17 protein-coding genes are annotated in these 18,836 nt (G+C 66.7%); 5 read left to right on the top strand and 12 right to left on the bottom strand.

From position 1 onward, the window contains the following. Positions 1-18 precede the first annotated feature (18 nt). Both D9V32_RS07650 and D9V32_RS07645 read right to left on the bottom strand, forming a co-directional pair. A complete protein-coding gene (locus D9V32_RS07650) occupies positions 19-1,299 on the bottom strand; it encodes an ABC transporter substrate-binding protein (protein ID WP_121648309.1) in 1,281 nt (426 codons plus the stop codon). Between the two features lie 12 nt (positions 1,300-1,311). Next, the gene (locus tag D9V32_RS07645) at positions 1,312-2,496 is read right to left on the bottom strand and encodes an ROK family transcriptional regulator (protein WP_183086228.1); all 1,185 of its coding nucleotides are present in this window, start codon (positions 2,494-2,496) and stop codon (positions 1,312-1,314) included. A gap of 279 nt (positions 2,497-2,775) precedes the next feature. On the opposite strand from D9V32_RS07645, the gene D9V32_RS07640 reads away from it, so the two are divergent. Continuing rightward, complete coding sequence (locus tag D9V32_RS07640; protein WP_245982169.1) at positions 2,776-4,896, top strand: alpha-galactosidase; 2,121 nt, start codon at positions 2,776-2,778, stop codon at positions 4,894-4,896. Positions 4,897-4,930: 34 nt separating this feature from the next. After that, entirely contained in the window at positions 4,931-5,485 is a 555-nt protein-coding gene (locus D9V32_RS07635; protein ID WP_121648306.1) for an SMI1/KNR4 family protein, read from the top strand. Between the two features lie 96 nt (positions 5,486-5,581). On the opposite strand, the gene D9V32_RS07630 is transcribed toward D9V32_RS07635, so the two are convergent. From D9V32_RS07630 to D9V32_RS07600, 7 genes are all read right to left on the bottom strand, one after another. Beyond that, a complete protein-coding gene (locus D9V32_RS07630; protein ID WP_121648305.1) occupies positions 5,582-6,751 on the bottom strand; it encodes a glycoside hydrolase family 1 protein in 1,170 nt (389 codons plus the stop codon). Positions 6,752-6,794: 43 nt separating this feature from the next. Continuing rightward, positions 6,795-7,682 (bottom strand): alpha/beta fold hydrolase, encoded by an 888-nt coding sequence (locus D9V32_RS07625; protein WP_183086227.1) that lies wholly within the window; start codon positions 7,680-7,682, stop codon positions 6,795-6,797. A gap of 64 nt (positions 7,683-7,746) precedes the next feature. Next, complete coding sequence (locus D9V32_RS07620) at positions 7,747-9,474, bottom strand: ABC transporter ATP-binding protein (RefSeq protein ID WP_121648303.1); 1,728 nt, start codon at positions 9,472-9,474, stop codon at positions 7,747-7,749. Further along, positions 9,471-10,376: an ABC transporter permease gene (locus D9V32_RS07615; protein ID WP_121648302.1), complete on the bottom strand. Its 906-nt coding sequence runs from the start codon at positions 10,374-10,376 to the stop codon at positions 9,471-9,473. Before D9V32_RS07615 ends, D9V32_RS07620 begins: the two co-directional genes overlap by 4 nt. Next, entirely contained in the window at positions 10,373-11,353 is a 981-nt protein-coding gene (locus D9V32_RS07610; protein ID WP_121648301.1) for an ABC transporter permease, read from the bottom strand. The genes D9V32_RS07615 and D9V32_RS07610 overlap by 4 nt, the downstream gene beginning before the upstream one ends. Continuing rightward, positions 11,353-13,035 carry an ABC transporter substrate-binding protein gene (locus D9V32_RS07605; protein ID WP_121648300.1) on the bottom strand — a complete coding sequence of 561 codons (1,683 nt, stop codon included), beginning with the start codon at positions 13,033-13,035 and terminating at the stop codon, positions 11,353-11,355. Before D9V32_RS07605 ends, D9V32_RS07610 begins: the two co-directional genes overlap by 1 nt. A gap of 236 nt (positions 13,036-13,271) precedes the next feature. Next, the gene (locus tag D9V32_RS07600; protein ID WP_121648299.1) at positions 13,272-14,369 is read right to left on the bottom strand and encodes a LacI family DNA-binding transcriptional regulator; all 1,098 of its coding nucleotides are present in this window, start codon (positions 14,367-14,369) and stop codon (positions 13,272-13,274) included. Positions 14,370-14,464: 95 nt separating this feature from the next. On the opposite strand from D9V32_RS07600, the gene D9V32_RS07595 reads away from it, so the two are divergent. After that, the gene (locus D9V32_RS07595; protein ID WP_121648298.1) at positions 14,465-15,292 is read left to right on the top strand and encodes a tautomerase family protein; all 828 of its coding nucleotides are present in this window, start codon (positions 14,465-14,467) and stop codon (positions 15,290-15,292) included. 73 nt (positions 15,293-15,365) lie between these two features. Here the strand turns inward: D9V32_RS07595 and ahcY are convergent, their stop codons facing one another. Genes ahcY through D9V32_RS07580 form a run of 3 tightly spaced genes read right to left on the bottom strand, consistent with a single transcriptional unit; the run spans position 15,366 to position 17,338 of the window. After that, positions 15,366-16,847 (bottom strand): adenosylhomocysteinase, encoded by a 1,482-nt coding sequence (ahcY, locus tag D9V32_RS07590; RefSeq protein ID WP_121648297.1) that lies wholly within the window; start codon positions 16,845-16,847, stop codon positions 15,366-15,368. 56 nt (positions 16,848-16,903) lie between these two features. Continuing rightward, positions 16,904-17,122, bottom strand: coding sequence for a hypothetical protein (locus D9V32_RS07585; RefSeq protein ID WP_121648296.1), 219 nt, complete (start codon positions 17,120-17,122; stop codon positions 16,904-16,906). A gap of 12 nt (positions 17,123-17,134) precedes the next feature. Next, positions 17,135-17,338: a DUF3499 family protein gene (locus tag D9V32_RS07580; protein ID WP_121648295.1), complete on the bottom strand. Its 204-nt coding sequence runs from the start codon at positions 17,336-17,338 to the stop codon at positions 17,135-17,137. A gap of 64 nt (positions 17,339-17,402) precedes the next feature. Here D9V32_RS07580 and D9V32_RS07575 point away from each other — a divergent pair, with 64 nt between their 5' ends. Both D9V32_RS07575 and D9V32_RS07570 read left to right on the top strand, forming a co-directional pair. Then, positions 17,403-17,843 (top strand): metallopeptidase family protein, encoded by a 441-nt coding sequence (locus D9V32_RS07575; RefSeq protein WP_121648294.1) that lies wholly within the window; start codon positions 17,403-17,405, stop codon positions 17,841-17,843. Between the two features lie 146 nt (positions 17,844-17,989). Next, entirely contained in the window at positions 17,990-18,802 is an 813-nt protein-coding gene (locus D9V32_RS07570) for an ABC transporter ATP-binding protein (RefSeq protein ID WP_121648293.1), read from the top strand. The last annotated feature ends 34 nt before the right edge of the window (positions 18,803-18,836 follow it).

The following is an 18,836-nucleotide window of genomic DNA, read 5'->3' as shown; positions in this document are numbered from 1 at the left end:
CGGCCGGGGGAACCGGTCCTACTTGAGTTTTGAATCGGCCTTGATTCGTTCCACCTCGGAGGTGGCCTTCGCGGCGGCCTTCGAGATTTCGGCGCGGGCATCCGCACCGTTTTTCACGACGTTGTTGAGGGCGTCGCCGAGGGCCGTTTCGGTTGCGGTGGACCAGTACACGCCGCTTTCGAGGTGTCCGTAGTTCTTGATGGCGTCCATGAAGTCCTTGCCCGGGCTCTTGGTCAACGCCGGGATCTCGGCCACGATGCTCTCGCGGACCGGGGCGGTGCTGCCGAAGTCCGTGGCCCACTTCTTCTGGGCATCGGTGTTCTTGATCCACAGCCACTGGACAAAGTCCTTCGCGGCCTGAATGTTCTTGCTCTTCGAGCTCACCTGCTGGTGCCAACCGCCGTACCAGGTGGCGGGGGTTCCCTGTGCGTCCAGCGCGGGCCACGGCACCACGCCGAAGTCGTCGCCGAGGTTTTCCTCCACCTCATCGAGAGTCCACTGGCCGCCCCACTGCATCGGGACGAGTCCGTCGATGAATGAGCTGGAGTCGTACCAGTCGGCGGGGGCACCGAGCAGCAGCGAGTCGGAGTTGCAGAGCTCGGCCATCTTCTCGTAGGCCTTCGCCGCACGATCATTGTCGAAGACGACGCTGCCGTCCTTGATGATCTCCTGGCCGGAGGACCAGATCGCAATCTTGGGCAGCTGGCCGCTGGTGCAGCCATCGTTGCCGATGAAGAGGCCCTTCTTCCCGCCGGTGGTGAGCTTCTTTGCCGCGGAGATGAGTTCGTCCATGGTGGCCGGTGGCTCGATCCCGGCGTCCTTCAGGACGCTCTTGCGGTAGTAGAGCATGCCGGTGCCATCGGTCATGGGAACGGCGTAGATGTGCCCGTCCACGGTCATCGAGGAGATACTGTTCGGCAGGAAGTCGGACTTGGCGTCGCCATAGATGTCGTCCAGCGGGGCCACCTGGCCGGCGAAAATGCGCTCGCCCACCGGGCTGGATTCGAAGACGTCCGGGCCGGTTCCGGAGAGCAGGGCCGAGTTGAGCTTGGCCGGGTAGTCACCCGGAACCCAGACCACCTTGACCTTCACCTTCGGGTTTTCCTTGGTGTAGTCGGCGGCGAACTTCTGCACCGCCTCCTTCGCTCCCGGGGCACCGTACTCGTGGTACCACTGGGTGATTTCGATCTGATCGTCGCCGCCGCTTGCACCGGGGGTCCCGGAGGAGCATCCCACGGTGAGGGCCAGTGCCGAGGCGAGTGCCGCAGCGCCCAGCGTCTTTGCTGTGTGCTTGTACATGTGCTGTATTCCTTACTCTTCGTTGACTGGGGAATCGAATAGTTGACCGAGGACCACGCACGCGGCCCCGCGCGCCCAGGCTTCAAAGCCCAAGCGCTCAACCTGGATATCCACGGCGTCGGCCACCTGATCGAAGGCCTCTCCGCGGATTGCCTTGAGCATCGGTTCCACCCGCCAGGGGCCGTCGCCGATACCTTCACCGGAGACGATGATTTTCTCCGGTGCAAGAATGTTGATGAGCTGGGCGATACCCCGGCCCAGTGCCGCCCCCGACGCGCCGAGGGCGTCTCGGGCGAGCAGATCGCCCTCATCTGCGGCGGCAATAATGCGGGTGATGGTCAGCCCGTGCTCGTCCAGCGAGCTGGGCTCTCCGGCCGCGAGTCGGGCGGTCACCGCGGCCACCACCGCGGGATCGGCGGCGTTCGCCTGCAGACATCCGCGGCGACCGCACTCGCACAGGGGGCCGTCCGATTGAATCTTGATGTGGCCAAGCTCCCCCGCACCCCCGCGAATGCCCTTGACCAGGGTGCCGTGCACGATGAGGCCGGCGCCGATGCCGCGGCCGATGGTCACCACCGCGAAGTCGTCCACCCCGCGTCCGACTCCGAACCAGCGCTCGGCAACGGCGAGGGTATTAACGTCGTTTTCGATGGTGACGGGCAGGTTCAGGGCCTCACTCAGTCGGGTTCCCAGGGGGAACTCGGGCTCGTCGGGGAACAGCCGGGAGAAGTAGCCCACGCCCTCCGGGCCGTCCACAAGCCCGGTGACGCCCACGCCCACGCCGAGCACGCGGGAGCGCTCGATGCCGGCGGCGCCGATCGCGGCGTTGACACGGTCCACGGTGGTTTCGAGGACGGCCGCGGCGGTGTATCCGCTCCGGCCGCGACGCACGGGGGTCGTGTCGTGGAATACCACCTGAGCTTCCAGGTCGGTGACCACGAGCGCGACGGCACCCTCCAGGATCTTGACGCCGACCACGAAGCCGCGGCGCGGGTCCAGCTTGAGCAGTGTGGTGCGTCGTCCGCCCCGGGTACCGGCGGCGGCACCGGCACCCACGTCCAGGAGCCAGGCATCGGCAACCAGTTCGGCGATGATGCTCGACACGGTGGCCTTGCCGAGTCCGGTGAGCGTCACGATGTCGGATTGGGAAATCGGAGCGCGATCCCGAATCAGGCTCAGCACGGAGGCACGGTTCATGCTCCTCATGAGTGAGCCACTTACGGTCTTGATCATCGTCGATCTCCCTAGTATGTTCGGCGGTAGAACTAATAATGACCGGTTGATACGATTCGGTCAAGAAAAACTTTTTTACCCTCGAAAAATGCTCACAAACCGCGTAATAACGCGGATTACCACGGGAAAGGGTCAATGATGACCACAGGCTCGGACACCACTTCGGCGGCGCAAACGGGAAAGAATGCCGGTGTCGAAACCGAGAAATTCGCCACGATAAGCCGCCGGCAGAACAAACTGTTGGTGCAGCTTCGCGCCGGCGAAACCACCCTGATTGTGGCGAGCGACGCCGACTCTTCCCCGCGCGTTCTGCACTGGGGTGCCGACCTCGGTGCGCTCGCCCCGGACGACCTGGAGGCCCTCGAGCGTGCCGCCACCCCGCTCCTCGGAGACAGCGTCATCACCACCCGCATCCCCGAGGCCATCCTGCCGCAGCTCGCCGATGGCTGGCTCGGGCTGCCGGGCATCGAGGGTCTGCGACTGGGTGCCCCGTCGGGGACCGGATGGGCCCCCAAGTTTCGCTCGGTGGGTGACCGAATCGACGGGCCGCGGCTCTCGCTCGATCTCGCCGATCCGGAGTCCGGGCTCGCGCTCACCCTCGAAATCGAACTCGAACCGGGCGGCCTTCTGCGGCTGCGGGCACGACTCACCAACCTCGGGGACACCGACTATGAGCTCCGCGCCCTCAGGCTCGCCGTACCCGTGCCCACGCATGCCGAAGAGCTGCTGGATTTCACCGGAACCTGGGCAAATGAGAGGCACCCGCAGCGGCGAGAGTTTGGGGTGGGGCTCACCTCCCGGGAGTCTCGGGGCGGCAAGCCCGGGCTGGATGGCCCGCTGCTTATGCTGGCGGGAGAGCCGGGATTTGGTTTCCGTTCCGGTCACACCTACGGCGTGCACCTGGGGTGGAGCGGTAACCAACGGCTCACCGCGGAGCGTCGCTCCTCCGGCGAGCGCCGGCTGATTGCCGAGGAAATCCTGGCTCCCGGAGAGCTCGTACTCGCCCCACTGGCCACCCATGAAACCCCGTGGACGTACGCGTCCTGGGGTGTCGGTCTCGACGCCCTGGCGGCACGCTTCCACACCCATCTTCGCTCCATCTCCCGGGTACGCGAGAGCGCCCCCGTGCTGGTGAACACCTGGGAGGCGGCGTACTTTGAGCACAGCCTCGAGCGGTTTGATCCGCTTGCGCGGGCCGCGGCGGCCGCGGGTGCCGAGATGTTTGTGCTGGATGATGGCTGGTTTGGGGCCCGGGATGATGACCAGAGCTCGCTCGGTGACTGGTTCATCGATGCGCGCAAGTGGCCCGAGGGTCTGCGCCCGCTGAGCGATCTGGTGCACTCGCTCGGCATGGATTTTGGGCTGTGGGTCGAACCGGAGATGATCAATCTCGATTCGGACCTCGCGCGGACTCACCCGGAGTGGATCGCGCAGGCCGGCCACGGGGTGGGGCCCGCATCGCGATATCAGCACGTCCTGGATCTCGCGCATCCGGAGGCCTATGCCTGGATCAGCGAGCGCCTCCACGCCCTGATTCGTGAGATCGGTGTCGACTACCTCAAGTGGGATCACAATCGTTATCTGCTGGATGCCGGTCACCCCCACCTCGGCGGTCGCGCGGGCATGCGTGACCAGTCACGGGCGGCGCTCGCGCTCATGGCCGAGCTGATCGCGGAATTCCCCGGGCTGCGAATCGAATCCTGCGCGGCGGGAGGCGGACGCATCGATCTGGGTGTGCTCGAGGTGAGTGATCGGGTGTGGCCCTCGGACAATAATGACCCGCTGGAACGGCTGCGCGTGCAGCGCTGGACGGGGCTGCTGGTGCCGCCCGAGATTCAGGGCACCCACATCGGAGCGGCGACGGCGCACACCACCGGCCGGACCAGCGATCTCGATACTCGCGGATCCGTGGCCCTGTGGGGCAACATGGGCGTGGAGCTCGACCTGACCGCGCTGGCTGAACCCGAGCGCGAGCGCGTGGCCGGTTGGATCGCCCTGCACCGCGAATACCGCCCGCTCCTGCACCACGGCACCGCGGTCACCGCGGATCGGCGAGATGCCCTCGAGCTCTCCGGGCAGGTGTCCTCGGATCGCGATCGCGCGCTGTTCCTGGTGGCGTATCCCGCACCCACCGGGAGCGCACCCACCGATCCGCTGCGCTTCCCGGGCCTGCGCCCCGACGTTCGCTATCGGGTGCGATCGGTGCGGCCGGAGGGTGCCGAGACTCCGGCCGAGGTTCCGGCTTGGGCGGAGGGAAACGCTCCCGTGCTCACCGGCCGGATGCTCGAAGAGGTCGGGATTACGCCGCCGCCGCTGCGGCCGGGACGTACGGCTCTCATCGCCCTCGAGGCGGTGGCCGGCTAGCCCGGGCCTGCGGCGGTCCGGCTACGCTGTCCACATGACCGATATCGACTGGATCGGGACACCGGAGTCCCCCACGCTGGCACACATTGATCTGGACGCACTCGAGGGCGGGTTGCTGTCCGATGGCACACCGCTGCCGCCCTCCTATCGCGCGCTCATCCGGACGGTCGGGTGGGGGCGGCTGTTCGGGCTGTGGTTCATCTATCCGCCGGTTCTTCCGGGGTTCGCTGATGGGCGGCCCGGGCGCACCCTGCGCCTCGGCGAACGCTTTCAGGCGTGGTACGCCGACAGCCGGGCCGAGGACTACGACTGGGTGATTGAACCGAACGGCTCCTGGGAGCTGATCGAGCGTCTCGAGGTCTTCGGCTGGAGCGAAAACGGTGACTTCCTGCTGTGGGAGCTCGGGGCACGCGATGCGCGGGGTGAGCTTCCCGTGTGGGAGTCCCGCGGGCTCGGGTCGCTGCATCGCCTGGGCGGCAGCCTCGCGGAAGCACTCCCGGGCCTCTGCGCGCGAGCCGGTGCCGATCGGGACGATCCCGCCTCGCTGTTTCAGCCACTCACCGCGCACCGCATTGACAGCACGCACTAGCCCCGGAAACGCAGGAGTGCCCGGGACCAGACGGTCCCGGGCACTCCTCGGAGCTAGTCCCCCCAGCAGGGCTAGTCCCTCCAGCAGGGCTAGTCCCTACAGCGCGTTGCGCTTGGCGATCTCACCCAGGTAGGCCAGCGAGGGCTTGGGGGTGCGCACGAAGGTTTCGCGGTCCACGGCGATGAGGCCGAAGGTCGGGCGGAAACCGGAGGCCCACTCGTAGTTGTCCAGCGCGCTCCAGTGCTGGTAACCCAGCACCTCAACGCCGTCCTGCATGGCCGAGTGGAGGCCCTCGAGGGCGCCGTCCAGGTAGGCGATGCGGCGGGTGTCATCGGCGGTGGCGATGCCGTTTTCGGTCACGAAGACCGGCACACCCTCGGTGAGCTCCCAGGCCGAACGCACACCCATTTCCAGGGCCTTCGGGAAGAACTCCCAGCCGGTGAGGGTGGTCTCGACATCCTCAGACACGGGCAGCGGGCCGTTCGGGCCGATGAAGGTGCGGGTGTACGCCTGCACGCCCACGAAGTCATCGCCCTTCACGTTTTCCAGGTACCAGTCATCGCGGGGGTGACCGTACTCGCGCATCATTTCGTCCGCGCCGGGCTCACCGGTGGAGTGGAAGGCCTGGGTCGCGACGGTCCAGCCGGACTTCAGGCCGGAGATCTGCGAGAGCACCTCGCGCGAGCGGCGGTGCGACTCCAGCAGGGTGTCGGCCACGCCGAGGTCCGGGTTGGGCAGGCCGTAGGCCACCAGGTTCGAGGCGTCCTCGCCACCGGCGAGCATCGCGGCGATGTTCGGCTCGTTGATCGTGCACACGTGCTTGACGTCCTGCAGGATCGGCAGCAGCTTCTCGGTGTAGCGCGCGAAGAGGTCTGCGGCGTCCTTGGCACGCCAGAAACCGTCGTTGTACATCCAGCGCGGCACGGTGAAGTGCATCAGGGTCACGGTGGGGTCGAGACCCAGTTCGTGGGCGGTGTCGATCATGCGACGGTAGTGGTCGATCTCGGCGTTGGAGAAGAACCCACGCTCGGGCTCGATGCGCGCCCACTCAATGCTGAAGCGGTACGAGTTCAGGCCGGCATCCGCGAGGAGCTTCATGTCCTCCGGGTAGCGGTGGTAGCTGTCCATGGCGTCGCCGCTGGGCTCCACAATCGTGGTGTCCTTGGCGTGCTCCATGACCCACCAGTTGCTGTTGACGTTGTTGCCCTCGATCTGGTGCGCGGCGGTCGCGGCACCCCAGAGGAAGCCTTCGGGGAATTTCAGCACGGTACTACTCCTTGGTCGTGAGTGTGCGGAGGATGGGAAAAACTTAGTGGGCGGCCCAGAACGCGTCGAGGGCCACGGCGGTGGCCTCGGGCGCTTCGAACTGGGGCGAGTGGGCACCCTCGGGAATCACGACGTAGTCGGCCCCGAGACGCTCGGCGCTGTCGCGCTGCATCGGGATCGGCCACTTATCGTCGTGCTCGCCGTGGGCCACGAGCACCGGCAGGCCGGTGGCGGCCAGCTCGGGGGTGGTGTCCGGGTCGTTGCGCAGGATCCGCGCACCGGAAATCAGGTTGTCCGAGGAGGTGGCGGCGGCGCGGTGACGCAGGAACGCCATCTCCGGGTCCATGTCCTCATCGGGCATCCCCAGGGTGTGCGGGTTGTCGCGGTACCAGAGGCCGATCGAGCCGCCCTCCTGCACCGCGAACTCGGTGTCCTGATGGCGGCCGGGCCAGCCGTGCGGGCCCGAGCACAGCAGCGTCACGCTCGCAAACGCGCTCGGGTCGAGGATCGCCGCGGCCCGCGCCACGCAGCCACCAAAGCTGTGGCCCACGAGGTGCACGGTGGCCTCCCCGGTCTCGGCGGCTACAATCCGGGCCACCTCCACCGCATCGGCTGCGAAGAGATCAAGCGTGTACTGCTCGACACCCTTGGGGCCCACCGAATCGGCCTGCCCGCGCTGACTGTAGGCCCAGGCGTCCCAGCCGCGCTCGGCGAGCAGCGGGAGGAACGTGCGGAAGTCCTCGCGCGAGCCGGTGAACCCGGGCACAAACAGCACGGTGCCGCGGCGCTGCCCGGCGGGTGCCGAGTGCAGCGCGGTCAGCGTACCGACCCGCGCATTGATGGTCAGCGGAGTGACCCGCGGATCGAGTTCGAGGCCGCCGAAGGCGGTGCCCGGGCCGATCACGGGTGCGGGGGAATCGAGGGTGCTCATGCGTGCTCCTTCACGGGGGTGGGAGGGAGCGCGCCCGGGTTTCCCCGGGCGCGCAGGGGTGGTGCTAGCGGCCCTCGCGGGCGCGGGCCGGGTTGGGTACGGCATCCAGCAGGCGGATGGTGTACTCATCGCTCGGGTTGCGCAGCACGTCGGCGGTGGGGCCGGACTCGACCACGCGGCCGGCGTTCAGCACCATCATCCGGTCGGTCACCAGGCGCGCGCTCAGCAGGTCGTGCGTGATGTACAGCATGCTCACGCCCCACTGCTCGCGAAGATCCTCGAGCAGCCCGAGCACACCCGCACGCAGCGAGACATCCAGCATCGACACGGGCTCATCGGCCACCAGAACCTGGGGGTCGCTCGCCAGGGCGCGGGCAATCACCACGCGCTGACGCTGACCACCGGAGAGCTGGTGCGGGAGCTTCGCGGCGAAGGTCTCCGCGGGGGTGAGCCCCACGGTTTCCAGCAGCTCCAACATGCGCTCACGCGCGGCCTCACCACGACGCTCGGTGAAGTTCAGGATGGGACGCATCAGCGTGTATTCCACCGTGTGCAGCGGGTTGAGCGCCGCATACGGGTCCTGGAACACCATCTGGACGTTCTTGCGCAGATCGCGCAGCTCACGGCGACGCAGGCTCGCGAGGTTCGAGTCGCCGAAGCGCACGAGACCCGAACTGGGCTTTTCGGCACCGGTCACGAGGCGGGCGATGGTCGACTTGCCCGAACCGGACTGACCCACGAGCGCCAGGGACTCCCCCGGTGCCAGCGTGAACGACACGTTGTCCACCGCGACGACGGGCTTCTCGCCCCGACGCGGCGGCGCGTAGACCTTGCTGGCACCCTCGACCACGATCGAGGCGTCGGCGCGGCGGGCCGCCCGAGCATCGGATCGCGGCGAGGTGGTGGCACGCTCGGCGCGCGCGGCATCGGCCGAGCGTCCGCGGGTGCTAAAGCCGGGGATGTGGATCTCCTCGGCCCGCGGGTCCGCATAGTGGCTGAGCAGCATCCGGGTGTATTCGGCCTGCGGGTCATCCAGAATCTGGTGGCTCGGGCCATCCTCCACCACGACGCCGTCGTGCATGACGAGCACGCGCTCGGTGGATTCCAGCACGATACCGAGGTCGTGCGAGATCAGGATCGCGGTGAAGCCCTCGCTGGCCTGCAGCTGACGGATGGTGTCCATCACCGCGTGCTGCACGAGCACGTCCAGCGCGGTGGTGGGCTCGTCAAAGACCAGCAGCTCGGGCTCGAGCGAGAGCGCCAGGGCGATCGAGACGCGCTGCCGCATCCCGCCGGAGAGCTCCCCGGGGAAGCGGTCAAGCACGGTCTCGGGCAGCTCAACCTTGCGCACCAGCTCGCTCGCACGGGCGTTGAAGCTACCCGGCTCGACGTGCCCGTGGGCGCGGAAGATGTCGTGGAAGTGCTTGCGGATGGTGCGCACCGGGTTCAGCGCGTTCATACCGGACTGCAGCACCATCGCGAAGCCACCGCGGCGCTGCTTACGCAGCTCCTCGGCGTCCAGGGTGCGAATGTCGCTACCGTGGAACAGGATCTTGCCGTCCACGATGGTGGCCGGCGGCTTCGCCAGACGGGTCAGCGCGAAACCGAGGGTGGACTTGCCCGAACCGGACTCGCCCACGAGCCCGATAAACTCGCCACGGCGCAGCGTGAAGCTGACGTTCTTGACCGCGGCAACCGGCTCGAAGCCCTCGCTGCGGTACTCGACCGTGAGGTTTTCGACCCGCAGGATCGGCTGTTCGTCGACCTGGCCGGGGGTGGTGTTGGTGGTCATCGACCCTTTCCTTCCCGAAGCCGCGGGTTCGAAATCCCGTCGACACCAAAGTTGATGAGCGTGAGGCTCGTAGCCAGCAGCGCGATGCAGAGACCCGGGGCGAACAGCAGCAGCCACTGTCCGGTGAGCAGCGCGTTGGAGTTCTGTGCCCAGAAGAGCATCGTTCCCCAGCTGACGGTGGTCGGGTCACCGAGACCCAGGAACTCCAGGCCGGCCTCGGCGAGGATCGCCGCGGTGGCGGCACCGAAGAACGCTCCGGTGATCAGCGAGGTCATGTTGGGCAGGATCTCGCGGAAGATGATCCTGAACGAACTGTCGCCGGCGAACCGGGCGGCGGTCACAAAGTCGCGGGAGCGCAGGGTCTGCGTCTGGCTGCGCAGCACGCGCGCACCCCAGGCCCAACCGGTCACCACGATCACCGCGATGATCATCGCGATGCCACCGTTTTGCAGGTAGGACGCGATCACGATCATCAGGGGCAGACCCGGGATCACGAGGAACAGGTTGACGATGAACCCGACAACCTCGCCGCCGAAGCCGCGGGAGTAACCCCAGCTGAGGCCGATCAGCACGGCGATCACCGTGGCGATGGCACCGGCGGCGAAGCCCACGAAGACCGAGACGCGGGCGCCCCAGATGATCTGAGACAGCACGTCCTCACCGGCGGCGGTGGTGCCGAGCCAGTGGGCGGCGGAACCGCCGGCGCTGCGCTCGAAGCCGTCCTGGCTGGCGCCGTACGGGGCGAGCCAGGGGGCGAAGGTGGCGGCGAGGATGAAGATCGCCAGCAGGACCACACCGATCCGGGCCCGGGGGTTGGACCAGATGGTGCTCGCGATGCGGCCAACGGTGCGCAGCGCGCCACGCAGTGCGCGCGCCCGCACGGGGGTAGTGGTGGATGTCATCGTCGCGTCCTTGGGTCGAGTACACCGTAGAGAATGTCTACGAGGAAGTTAGCGATGAGCACGCTCACGGTGATCATCAGGAAGAGGGCCTGCATCAGCGGGTAGTCCTGGTTGACCACGGCGTTGTACAGCAGGTATCCGATTCCGGGGTAGCCGTACACCTGCTCCACCAGGATCGAACCACCCACCACGCCACCGAGCGCCAGACCAAAACCGGTGAGGTTCGGCAGGATCGCGTTGCGGGCGGCGTACTTCAGGGCCACGGTGCGTCCGCGCAGGCCGTTGGCCTCGGCGAAGGTCACGTAGTCGTCACCCAGGGTGTTGATCATCGCGTTACGCATACCGAGGATCCAGCCACCCAGCGAGGTGATCAGGATCGTCAGGGCCGGCAGGGCCGCGTGATAGATCAGGTCGCCAATGAAGGAGAGCGAGAACTCCGGCACCGCGGTGGGTGAGGAGGCACCCGAGGTCGGGAACAGGTGGCCCACATAGCCGGCGAAGAACAGCAGGAGCAGGGCGATCCAGAAGTACGGGAACGCGCTGAGGAAGCTGCCGCCGAGGGTGGGCAGGGTGTCCATCCAGGTGCCACGCTTCCACGCGGCGAGGACACCGATCAGGGTGCCGATCACAAACGCGAGGACGGTGACGATACCCACGAGCACCACCGTGTAGGGCAGTGCGGTGAGGACGAGGTCCGACACCTTCTCAGGGTAGAAGGTGAACGAAACTCCGAAGTCGAGCGTGACGACCTGCTGGAGGTAGTGCACGTACTGCTCGAGGAGGTTACCGCCGGGCACACCCAGCTGGGCCTCGATGGCGGCGCGGGTGGCGGCGCTCACGGGACCGTTTTGGGAGAGCTTGGCGATCGCGGCGTCGGCCGGCGAACCGGGCATCAGCCGGGGCAGGAAGAAGTTCAGCGTGACGGCCGCCCACAGGGTGAGCAGCAGCATGCCGAGCTTGCGCAGTGCGTAGGTCATTATTTCTTGTCCTCGGTCTGATCACGCGGCGTCAGCGACGTGAAGATCAGCAGGGCCGTCGGCGTGTAGGTCTTCAGCGAGGCGTACGGGTGGTCGGCATCGGGCCAGCCAACGTACTTGTTCTCGCTGTACAGACCCCAGGAGCCGCCGTAGTAGAGCGAGATAACCGGAAGGTCGGTGATCATCGCGTGCTGCAGCTGGTAACCCAGCTCGCGGGTTTCATTGGGGTCGAGCGAGGTCCGGTACTTGGCCAGGATCTCGTCCACGGCCGGGTTCTGGTAGCGCTCGAAGTTGCTCGGAGCCTCCTGGCCGACGGGCCGGAAGTTGGAGCTGTTGAGCAGGCCGTTGAGGTCCTGATACTGCGAACCGAGCCCACCGTAGGCGCCCATCGCGATGTCGAAGTCACCGTTACGCAGGGCCAGCTGGTAGGCCGGGGGCTGCGGCTGCGTGAGCTTCACGTCGATGCCGAGGGCAGAGAGCTGGCGCTGCACCTGGCTGGCCGCACGCAGCCAGTCGGTGTAGCCGTTGGCGGTGAGCAGGGAGAAGCTCAGCTGCGTGCCCGAGGCGTCCACGAGCTTGCCGTCCTGTTCGTGGTAGCCCGCCCGGGCGAAGGCCGCCTTGGCCGCCTCCACATCCTGGGTGATGACACCACCGTTGGGGATCGAGGGGTCAAGGTCCGCCTGCTGGTTGGGCAGCAGGATTCCGGCCTGGGTCGCGGGCTGCATCGAGCCCTCGGTTGCGGCGTCGGCGATCTGCTTGCGATCCAGGGCCAGCGCGATACCCTGACGCACGTCGGGGTTGTTGAACGGTGCCTTGGTGAGGTTCGGCTGAAGCGAGATCACACCACCCGGCGGGAACCAGAAGCGGTTGTACTTATTGGCACCGCCCCAGGTCTTTTCCACATCGCTCATGTACATGTAACCCCAGTCGTATCCCTGGGTGACCATGGCGAGCTGACCGTTAGTGGCGGGCAGGATCAGGTGCTTGACCGTGACCTTGTCCTTCTGCCAGTAGGTCTCATTGCGGTTCATCGTGTACTGCTGGGGGCTGTAGTTCCCCAGCTCGAACGGGCCGGTACCCACCGGGTTGTCATCGGTGAAGGTGCCCGGGTCCTTCACGTCCTTCCAGACGTGTTCGGGCACGATCAGCGTCTGCGCGATGATGTTCGCGGCGGGAACATCCGCGGACTTCAGGTGCACGGTGACGGTCTGGTTACCCTCTTCGGTGCCGGTTTCGACCGTGCTGATGTACTGCCAGATGCCCTGGAGGTCGAGGGTCGGGCTGGTCTTCAGCATGTTGAAGGTGAACTCAACATCCTTCGCGGTCAGCGGCTTGCCATCGGACCACTTGACGCCGTCACGCAGGGTGAACATCACGGTAGAGGCGTCGGGCTGGGAGACCTTCTGGGCCAGCCACGGGGTTACATCGCCGTTGACGTCGTTGACAATAACGAGCGGCTCGTAGATGTAGGCGGCACCGATCCGGCGGTTGGCCATGAACGGGTTGAAGTTCCGCTGATACATGGGCGAGCCCTGGTCGGCGGCCAGGAGCAGGGTGTCCTGGGGAATGGTGGGGTCCGGCTTGCTCTCGATGTGGATGTTACATCCGGTGAGGGCTAGACCCGTCGCGATCGTGATTGCGACCAGTGAAAGTAGTCGCGATCGGCGGGGAAATTTCTTCATTGAATGCGAAACCTCGAGTCATCCTCGTCACGAGTCGGCGCGTTCAGGGGAGGGCAACGAACGCGTCGAGTTGCGACGCGGTCGCGTGCAACTCACTCAGTGTAAGCGCATACATTTACAAATTGCAAGCCCACGTTCGTGGCGCACGGCCCGCTGTCGGGTCACGCGCGGGTGGTGCCCAGGCAACACGATTTTCCTCACAACCGCAATGTTTTCTCGGCGGAGGTATCCGAGCCCTAGACGGAGGGCGCGGTACTCTCGCGCAGCAGCACCGACACCGGCAGGCGCACCCCGCGCGGCTCACCATTTGGAGCCTGGAAGCGCTCGTCCAGGAGCGCAATTGCCGCGCGGCCCAGGTCCTCGATGGGCTGACGCACGGTGCTGAGCCGCGGGCTCGAGAGCGCCGCCGCCGGAATACCGTCAAAGCCCGAGACCAGCACCCGTTCGGGCACGGCGATGCCCGCGGCGGTGAACTCATCCAGCACACCGAGCGCCATCTGGTCGTTACCGCACAGCACGGCACCGGGCAGGGGTTCCCCCGACGCGGCCGCCCGCACGAGCTCACGGCCCACCCGCCGGCCGGTATCCCGGGTAAAGATCTCGCTCATCCAGCGCACGTCCTCGGTACGGCCGTGCTTCTCCAGGGCGTCCCGCACGCCGCGGCGGCGGTCCCGGGCATCCGGAGACTCCTCGGGGCCACCGAGGTACACGATCTCGCCGGTGGTGTGCGCGAGCACGTGATCGGTCAGCGCCGCCATCCCCTCGCGGTTCGACACCGACACCCGATCAAACGCCTCATAGTCACCGCGAGCGGAGAGCACCACCACGGGAATCCGCGCGGCCAGCGGGGTCAGTACCGCATCCGGCACGGCCCGCGCCAGCACGATCAAACCGTCCACCCGACCGGCCATATCGGTAAAGGTCTGCACGGAGTTCTCCCCGCGCCCCACCGCAACCATGAGTGCGTATCCGCGCCGCCAGGCCTCCAGCTCGGCACCGCGGACCACCTCGTCAAAGTAGAGGTCGGCCACGTGATCATCGGCGCTCCGGCCCAGATCACTGACGATATCGGTCCCGCCGGTCTCGGGCAGCTCAATCTCGGTGAGCTCCTCGATCGCGTCGAAGCCCGGCAGGTACAGCCCCAGCACGCCGGTCCGGCGCTCGGCAAGGCCGCGAGCAGCGCCGCTTGGCACATATCCCAGCTCACGCACCGCCGCCTCAACCCGGGCCGCGGTATCCGGACGCACCCGATTCGGCGAGCGCAGCACCCGCGATACGGTGGCGATCGACACCCCCGCACGCTCGGCGACGTCATACACGGTGGGCGGCTTCACGGAATCCGATACCTTCCAGAATGGATGCGCTTACGCGCGGGACGGATTCCAGCGTACCCTGTTGCCGCGGCCCACACGCGGGCATACTGTCACACATGGCCCAGATCATCATTTACGGACTCGCCGACACCCTCCGCCCCCGCCGGCAGGCACTTTCGGACGCAATTCACGCCGCCGCGGTGCGGGAGCTCGGCCTGCCCGAAACCAAGCGCTTCCACCGCTTCATCACGCTCGAGCGCGAAGACTTCTTCACGCCCGCGGATCGCAGCGAAAACTACACGATCATCGAGGTATCCCTCTTTGCCGGACGCAGCGTGGACACCCGAAAGCGCTTCATCCACGAGCTGTTTGAGCGGGTCTCGACGGACGTCGGCATCGACCCGCAGGACCTCGAAATCACCCTCACCGAGACCCCACGCGAAAACTGGGGCATCCGCGGCACCACCGGTGACGAACTGGCGCTGAGCTATGCGATCGAGCCCGGCGAGCGGAATGAACCGGAGACGGGAGCGGCGACCGCCGATACGAGACTCCCGAGCGATACACCGATCTGGTTTGCCGAGGCACCCCTGAGCGGTGAGCGCTTTGAGGTGTTCTCCGGCGACCGGTTCCGGCTGGGTCTAACCCGCGAGCGGACATCCATCAAGATTGCAAACGAGTACGGGGTGGACTGGCCGCTCTGGGGGCCGGAGGGGCTCACCGTCGAATCACAGTTCCCCCAGATTTCGGATGCCCTGCGCGCCCGGCTGAAGGCCTGGGCCCACGGCTTCAACACCCTCTACCACCACGATCACGGCTGGGGCGAGAACATCGCCCACGCGGAGGCGCACGCGGCCGAGGGCGGCATCCTCGCCATGCGGGTCACCGAGGAGCTCGGGCAGGGGTTCAGCGTCAGCCTCAATATCTGGGAAACCACCGTTTAGTAACCGCACCGGGCCGAGCGCGCGCAAAACGCCCCGGTATCCACGGATACCGGGGCGTTTCGTGCGTTACCGGCTAGTAGCGGTAGTGCTCCACCTTGTAAGGGCCCTCCACCGAGACACCGATGTACGCGGCCTGGGCCGGCGAGAGCTCGGTGAGCTCCACACCCAGGGCGTCGAGGTGCAGGCGGGCGACCTTCTCATCCAGGAGCTTCGGCAGCGTGTAGACGCCGATCGGGTACGCCTCGAGGCGGGTGTGCAGCTCGATCTGGGCGAGCACCTGGTTGGTGAACGAGTTGCTCATCACGAACGAGGGGTGGCCGGTGGCGTTACCCAGGTTCATCAGGCGCCCCTCGGAGAGCACGATCACGCTGCGACCGTTGGGCAGATTCCACTCGTGCACCTGTGGCTTGATCTCCACGCGGGAGACGCCCTCGATCTTCGCGAGGCCGGCCATGTCGATCTCGTTGTCGAAGTGACCGACGTTCGAAACGATCGCGTGGTGCTTCATCTCGAGGATGTGCTCGGGACGAATCACGTTGAAGTTTCCGGTGGTGGTCACGAAGATGTCCACCTGGCCCACGACCGACTCGAGCTGTGCGACCTGGAAGCCGTCCATCGCGGCCTGCAGCGCGCAAATGGGGTCAACCTCGGAGACGATAACGCGGGCACCCTGGCCACGCAGCGCCTCGGCCGCGCCCTTACCCACGTCGCCATAACCCACAACGAAGGCCACCTTGCCGCCGATCAGGACGTCGGTTGCGCGGTTCAGGCCGTCCGGCAGCGAGTGGCGGATGCCGTAGCGGTTGTCAAACTTCGACTTGGTGACCGAGTCGTTGACGTTGATCGCCGGGAACAGCAGCTGGCCGTCGCGCTCAAGCTCGTAGAGGCGGTGCACACCGGTGGTGGTCTCCTCGGTGACGCCCTGAACCTCGGCGGCGATGCGGGTCCAGCGGTCGGTGCTGGTGGTGAGCGAGTCGCGCAGCAGGTCGAGGATCACGCCGTACTCGACGCTGTCGGTCTCGGCGGTGGCGGGCACGGCACCGGCGAGCTCAAACTCGCGGCCCTTGTGCACGAGGATCGTGGCGTCGCCGCCATCGTCCAGGATCAGGTTCGGGCCGGCCCAGTCGGCGCCGGCTTCGGCGGCCTCGGTCGACCAGTCGAAGATGCGGCTGGTGCACCACCAGTACTCGGGCAGGGTCTCACCCTTCCAGGCGAACACCGGCACACCCTGCGGGTTTTCGACGGTCCCGTTCGGGCCCACCACGACGGCCGCGGCGGCCTCGTCCTGGGTCGAGAAGATGTTGCAGCTGGCCCAGCGCACCCGGGCACCGAGGGCAACGAGGGTTTCGATCAGCACGGCGGTCTGCACCGTCATGTGCAGCGAACCGGCGATGCGGGCACCGGCCAGCGGCTGGCTCTCGGCGAATTCGGAACGGAGGCTCATCAGGCCGGGCATCTCGTTTTCGGCGAGACGCAGCTGGTGGCGGCCGGCTTCGGCCAGGCTCAGATCGGCGACGAGGAAGGGAAGGTCAGTGGAGAGTTCGGGACGCGACATAGTCCCATTGTCGCAGACCATTTTGCCACGTTACGGAGGATCTTTGGGGCCGCCTCTCAGCGGTCAGATTTGTCGTCCGAGCCGCCCTCCAGCATGGCGCGAACTCCGCGGAACCCGCGGTAAAGAACCAGGCCACCGGCCAAAATCAAGACGATCGCAGTGAGCAGGCTTGAACCGGTGAATCCGCCCATCGCCCCGCGCATGAAGCCGTAGATGACAAACCCCGCGCCCACGATGATGAACAGGATGTAGGACACACGCTGGAACGGGCTCATGCTGCCTCCGAGTTAGGGGGTAATTCGCGGCTGAATCAGGGTCCACCCGAGCGGTACCGTCTGCCTGGTCGCGTGAAACGCGCACAGGTCGTAACAGTGCGGGCGACGTTCGGTGCCGAGCGGGCCGATCACGGCCATCGAATCCGCATAGTCGTAGGTGAGGGTCGCGACCGCCTCGCGGTTACAGCCGATTCGGGAGCAGAGCCTCTGATTCATATCCCCTCCAGCGTACCCTGCCCGTGCCCAGGCGTTTTCGCGGTGCACGGATTAGACTGGTGGCATGGCTCGTTCTTCCCACTCCGCCCGTCAGAGCACCTCTCGGCGCGCGGTACGACACGATCGGCACGGCCGCGCCGGTCGCAGCTCGGTCACCGGGCCGCACCTGCCGCCGCTGCGCGGACGCATCGACTTCTTCGATCTCATCGTGGGCAGCACCGCAGACTTCCTGCGCGGCATGTGGAGTGCAGACCTCGAGGGCGTCAGCTTCGAAATCGGCGGCATGCCCCTCGGCGAGCCCGGCCCGAACGGCGTGCGCCGCTGGGATGCCCTGCGCGATCAGCGCCGCATTATCCTCTACCGTGTGCCGATCGAGCGCCTCGCACGCCTCCACGTGAACGACCAGTTGCACCGCCAGATGTACATCGAAAGCTGCGTGTTCCGCGCCACCGCCGAGTTCCTCGACCGTGACCCGTGGGACCTCGGGCCGGAGCGTTTCCGCTAGGCTGAAACCCCGGGCACGACGCCGCATACCCACGACTCGCGTCCCCGCGCCACGACCCCGCAGCGCTCCCTGCACAGTGTTATTCGTGCCGGCACGGTGTTGATCGTGCCTGCTCGGTCCGCGCGATCCCGTCTTGAAAGCGTGTAATGCTCCCCTCCTCCTCACCCCAAGAACCCGGCACCGCGGTGCTGAGCCTCGAAAACGTTGGGTTCGTCCGTGGTGGACGCCCGCTCCTGATTGATATCAACCTCACGGTTCACGCCGGTGAACGCTGGGCCGTCATCGGTGCCAACGGTGCCGGGAAGTCCACGCTGCTGAGTCTCTGCGGTGCCGTTCAGCACCCGACCACCGGCACCGTGGACGTGCTCGGTGCGCGCCTCGGGCGGGTGGAGATCCGCGAGCTGCGCACCCACATCGGGCACGTCAATCCGCGACATCCGCTGCAGAGCCCACTGCCGATTCTCGACGTGATCCTCACCGGCCTGACCGGCAGCGTCGAACGAATGATGCGCTGGGAACCCTCCGCCAAGGAGACCGCACGCGCCCTCGAACTGGCCGATCTGCTGGGGCTCGGATCCAAGCTCAACGAGCACTGGACCACGCTGTCCCAGGGCGAACGTGGTCGGACCCTCATCGCCCGCGCCCTGATCACTGATCCGGCGCTCCTCCTGCTGGACGAGCCCTCCACCGGCCTCGACGTGGCCGCCCGCGAACAGCTCCTGGAAACGGTTGACCATCTGGTGTCCGTCCGGCCCGACCTCGCCACCCTGCTCGTGACCCACCACCTCGAGGAGCTTCCCACCTCGACGACCCATGCGGCGCTCGTGACCGACGGCCGGATCTCTGCCCAGGGCCTCGCCCGGGAAGTCCTGACCACCGAGGCCGTCTCGGAGAGCTTCAAATACCCCATTCGGATCAGTGAACACGAGGGCCGCTGGAGCGCACGCGCCGGTGCCTAAACGCCGAAAATGCCCGCACCCGCCGAAGCGGATG

This window comes from Mycetocola tolaasinivorans (genome assembly GCF_003667565.1).
In the GTDB taxonomy this organism is placed as follows: domain Bacteria; phylum Actinomycetota; class Actinomycetes; order Actinomycetales; family Microbacteriaceae; genus Mycetocola; species Mycetocola tolaasinivorans.
The sequence above is the reverse complement of the archived record's forward strand: the minus strand, read 5'-3'. Positions and strand labels throughout refer to the sequence as shown.

Excerpts from the sequence above, each read along its gene's own strand:
- ahcY (WP_121648297.1), bottom strand. The coding sequence starts at position 16,847 with ATGTCGCGTCCCGAACTCTCCACTGACCTTCCCTTCCTCGTCGCCGAT.
- D9V32_RS07645 (WP_183086228.1), bottom strand. The coding sequence starts at position 2,496 with ATGAACCGTGCCTCCGTGCTGAGCCTGATTCGGGATCGCGCTCCGATT.
- D9V32_RS07585 (WP_121648296.1), bottom strand. The coding sequence starts at position 17,122 with ATGAGCCCGTTCCAGCGTGTGTCCTACATCCTGTTCATCATCGTGGGC.
- D9V32_RS07635 (WP_121648306.1), top strand. The coding sequence starts at position 4,931 with ATGACCGATATCGACTGGATCGGGACACCGGAGTCCCCCACGCTGGCA.
- D9V32_RS07650 (WP_121648309.1), bottom strand. The coding sequence starts at position 1,299 with ATGTACAAGCACACAGCAAAGACGCTGGGCGCTGCGGCACTCGCCTCG.
- D9V32_RS07575 (WP_121648294.1), top strand. The coding sequence starts at position 17,403 with ATGGCTCGTTCTTCCCACTCCGCCCGTCAGAGCACCTCTCGGCGCGCG.
- D9V32_RS07605 (WP_121648300.1), bottom strand. The coding sequence starts at position 13,035 with ATGAAGAAATTTCCCCGCCGATCGCGACTACTTTCACTGGTCGCAATC.
- D9V32_RS07625 (WP_183086227.1), bottom strand. The coding sequence starts at position 7,682 with ATGAGCACCCTCGATTCCCCCGCACCCGTGATCGGCCCGGGCACCGCC.
- D9V32_RS07620 (WP_121648303.1), bottom strand. The coding sequence starts at position 9,474 with ATGACCACCAACACCACCCCCGGCCAGGTCGACGAACAGCCGATCCTG.
- D9V32_RS07610 (WP_121648301.1), bottom strand. The coding sequence starts at position 11,353 with ATGACCTACGCACTGCGCAAGCTCGGCATGCTGCTGCTCACCCTGTGG.
- D9V32_RS07615 (WP_121648302.1), bottom strand. The coding sequence starts at position 10,376 with ATGACATCCACCACTACCCCCGTGCGGGCGCGCGCACTGCGTGGCGCG.
- D9V32_RS07580 (WP_121648295.1), bottom strand. The coding sequence starts at position 17,338 with ATGAATCAGAGGCTCTGCTCCCGAATCGGCTGTAACCGCGAGGCGGTC.
- D9V32_RS07595 (WP_121648298.1), top strand. The coding sequence starts at position 14,465 with ATGGCCCAGATCATCATTTACGGACTCGCCGACACCCTCCGCCCCCGC.
- D9V32_RS07570 (WP_121648293.1), top strand. The coding sequence starts at position 17,990 with ATGCTCCCCTCCTCCTCACCCCAAGAACCCGGCACCGCGGTGCTGAGC.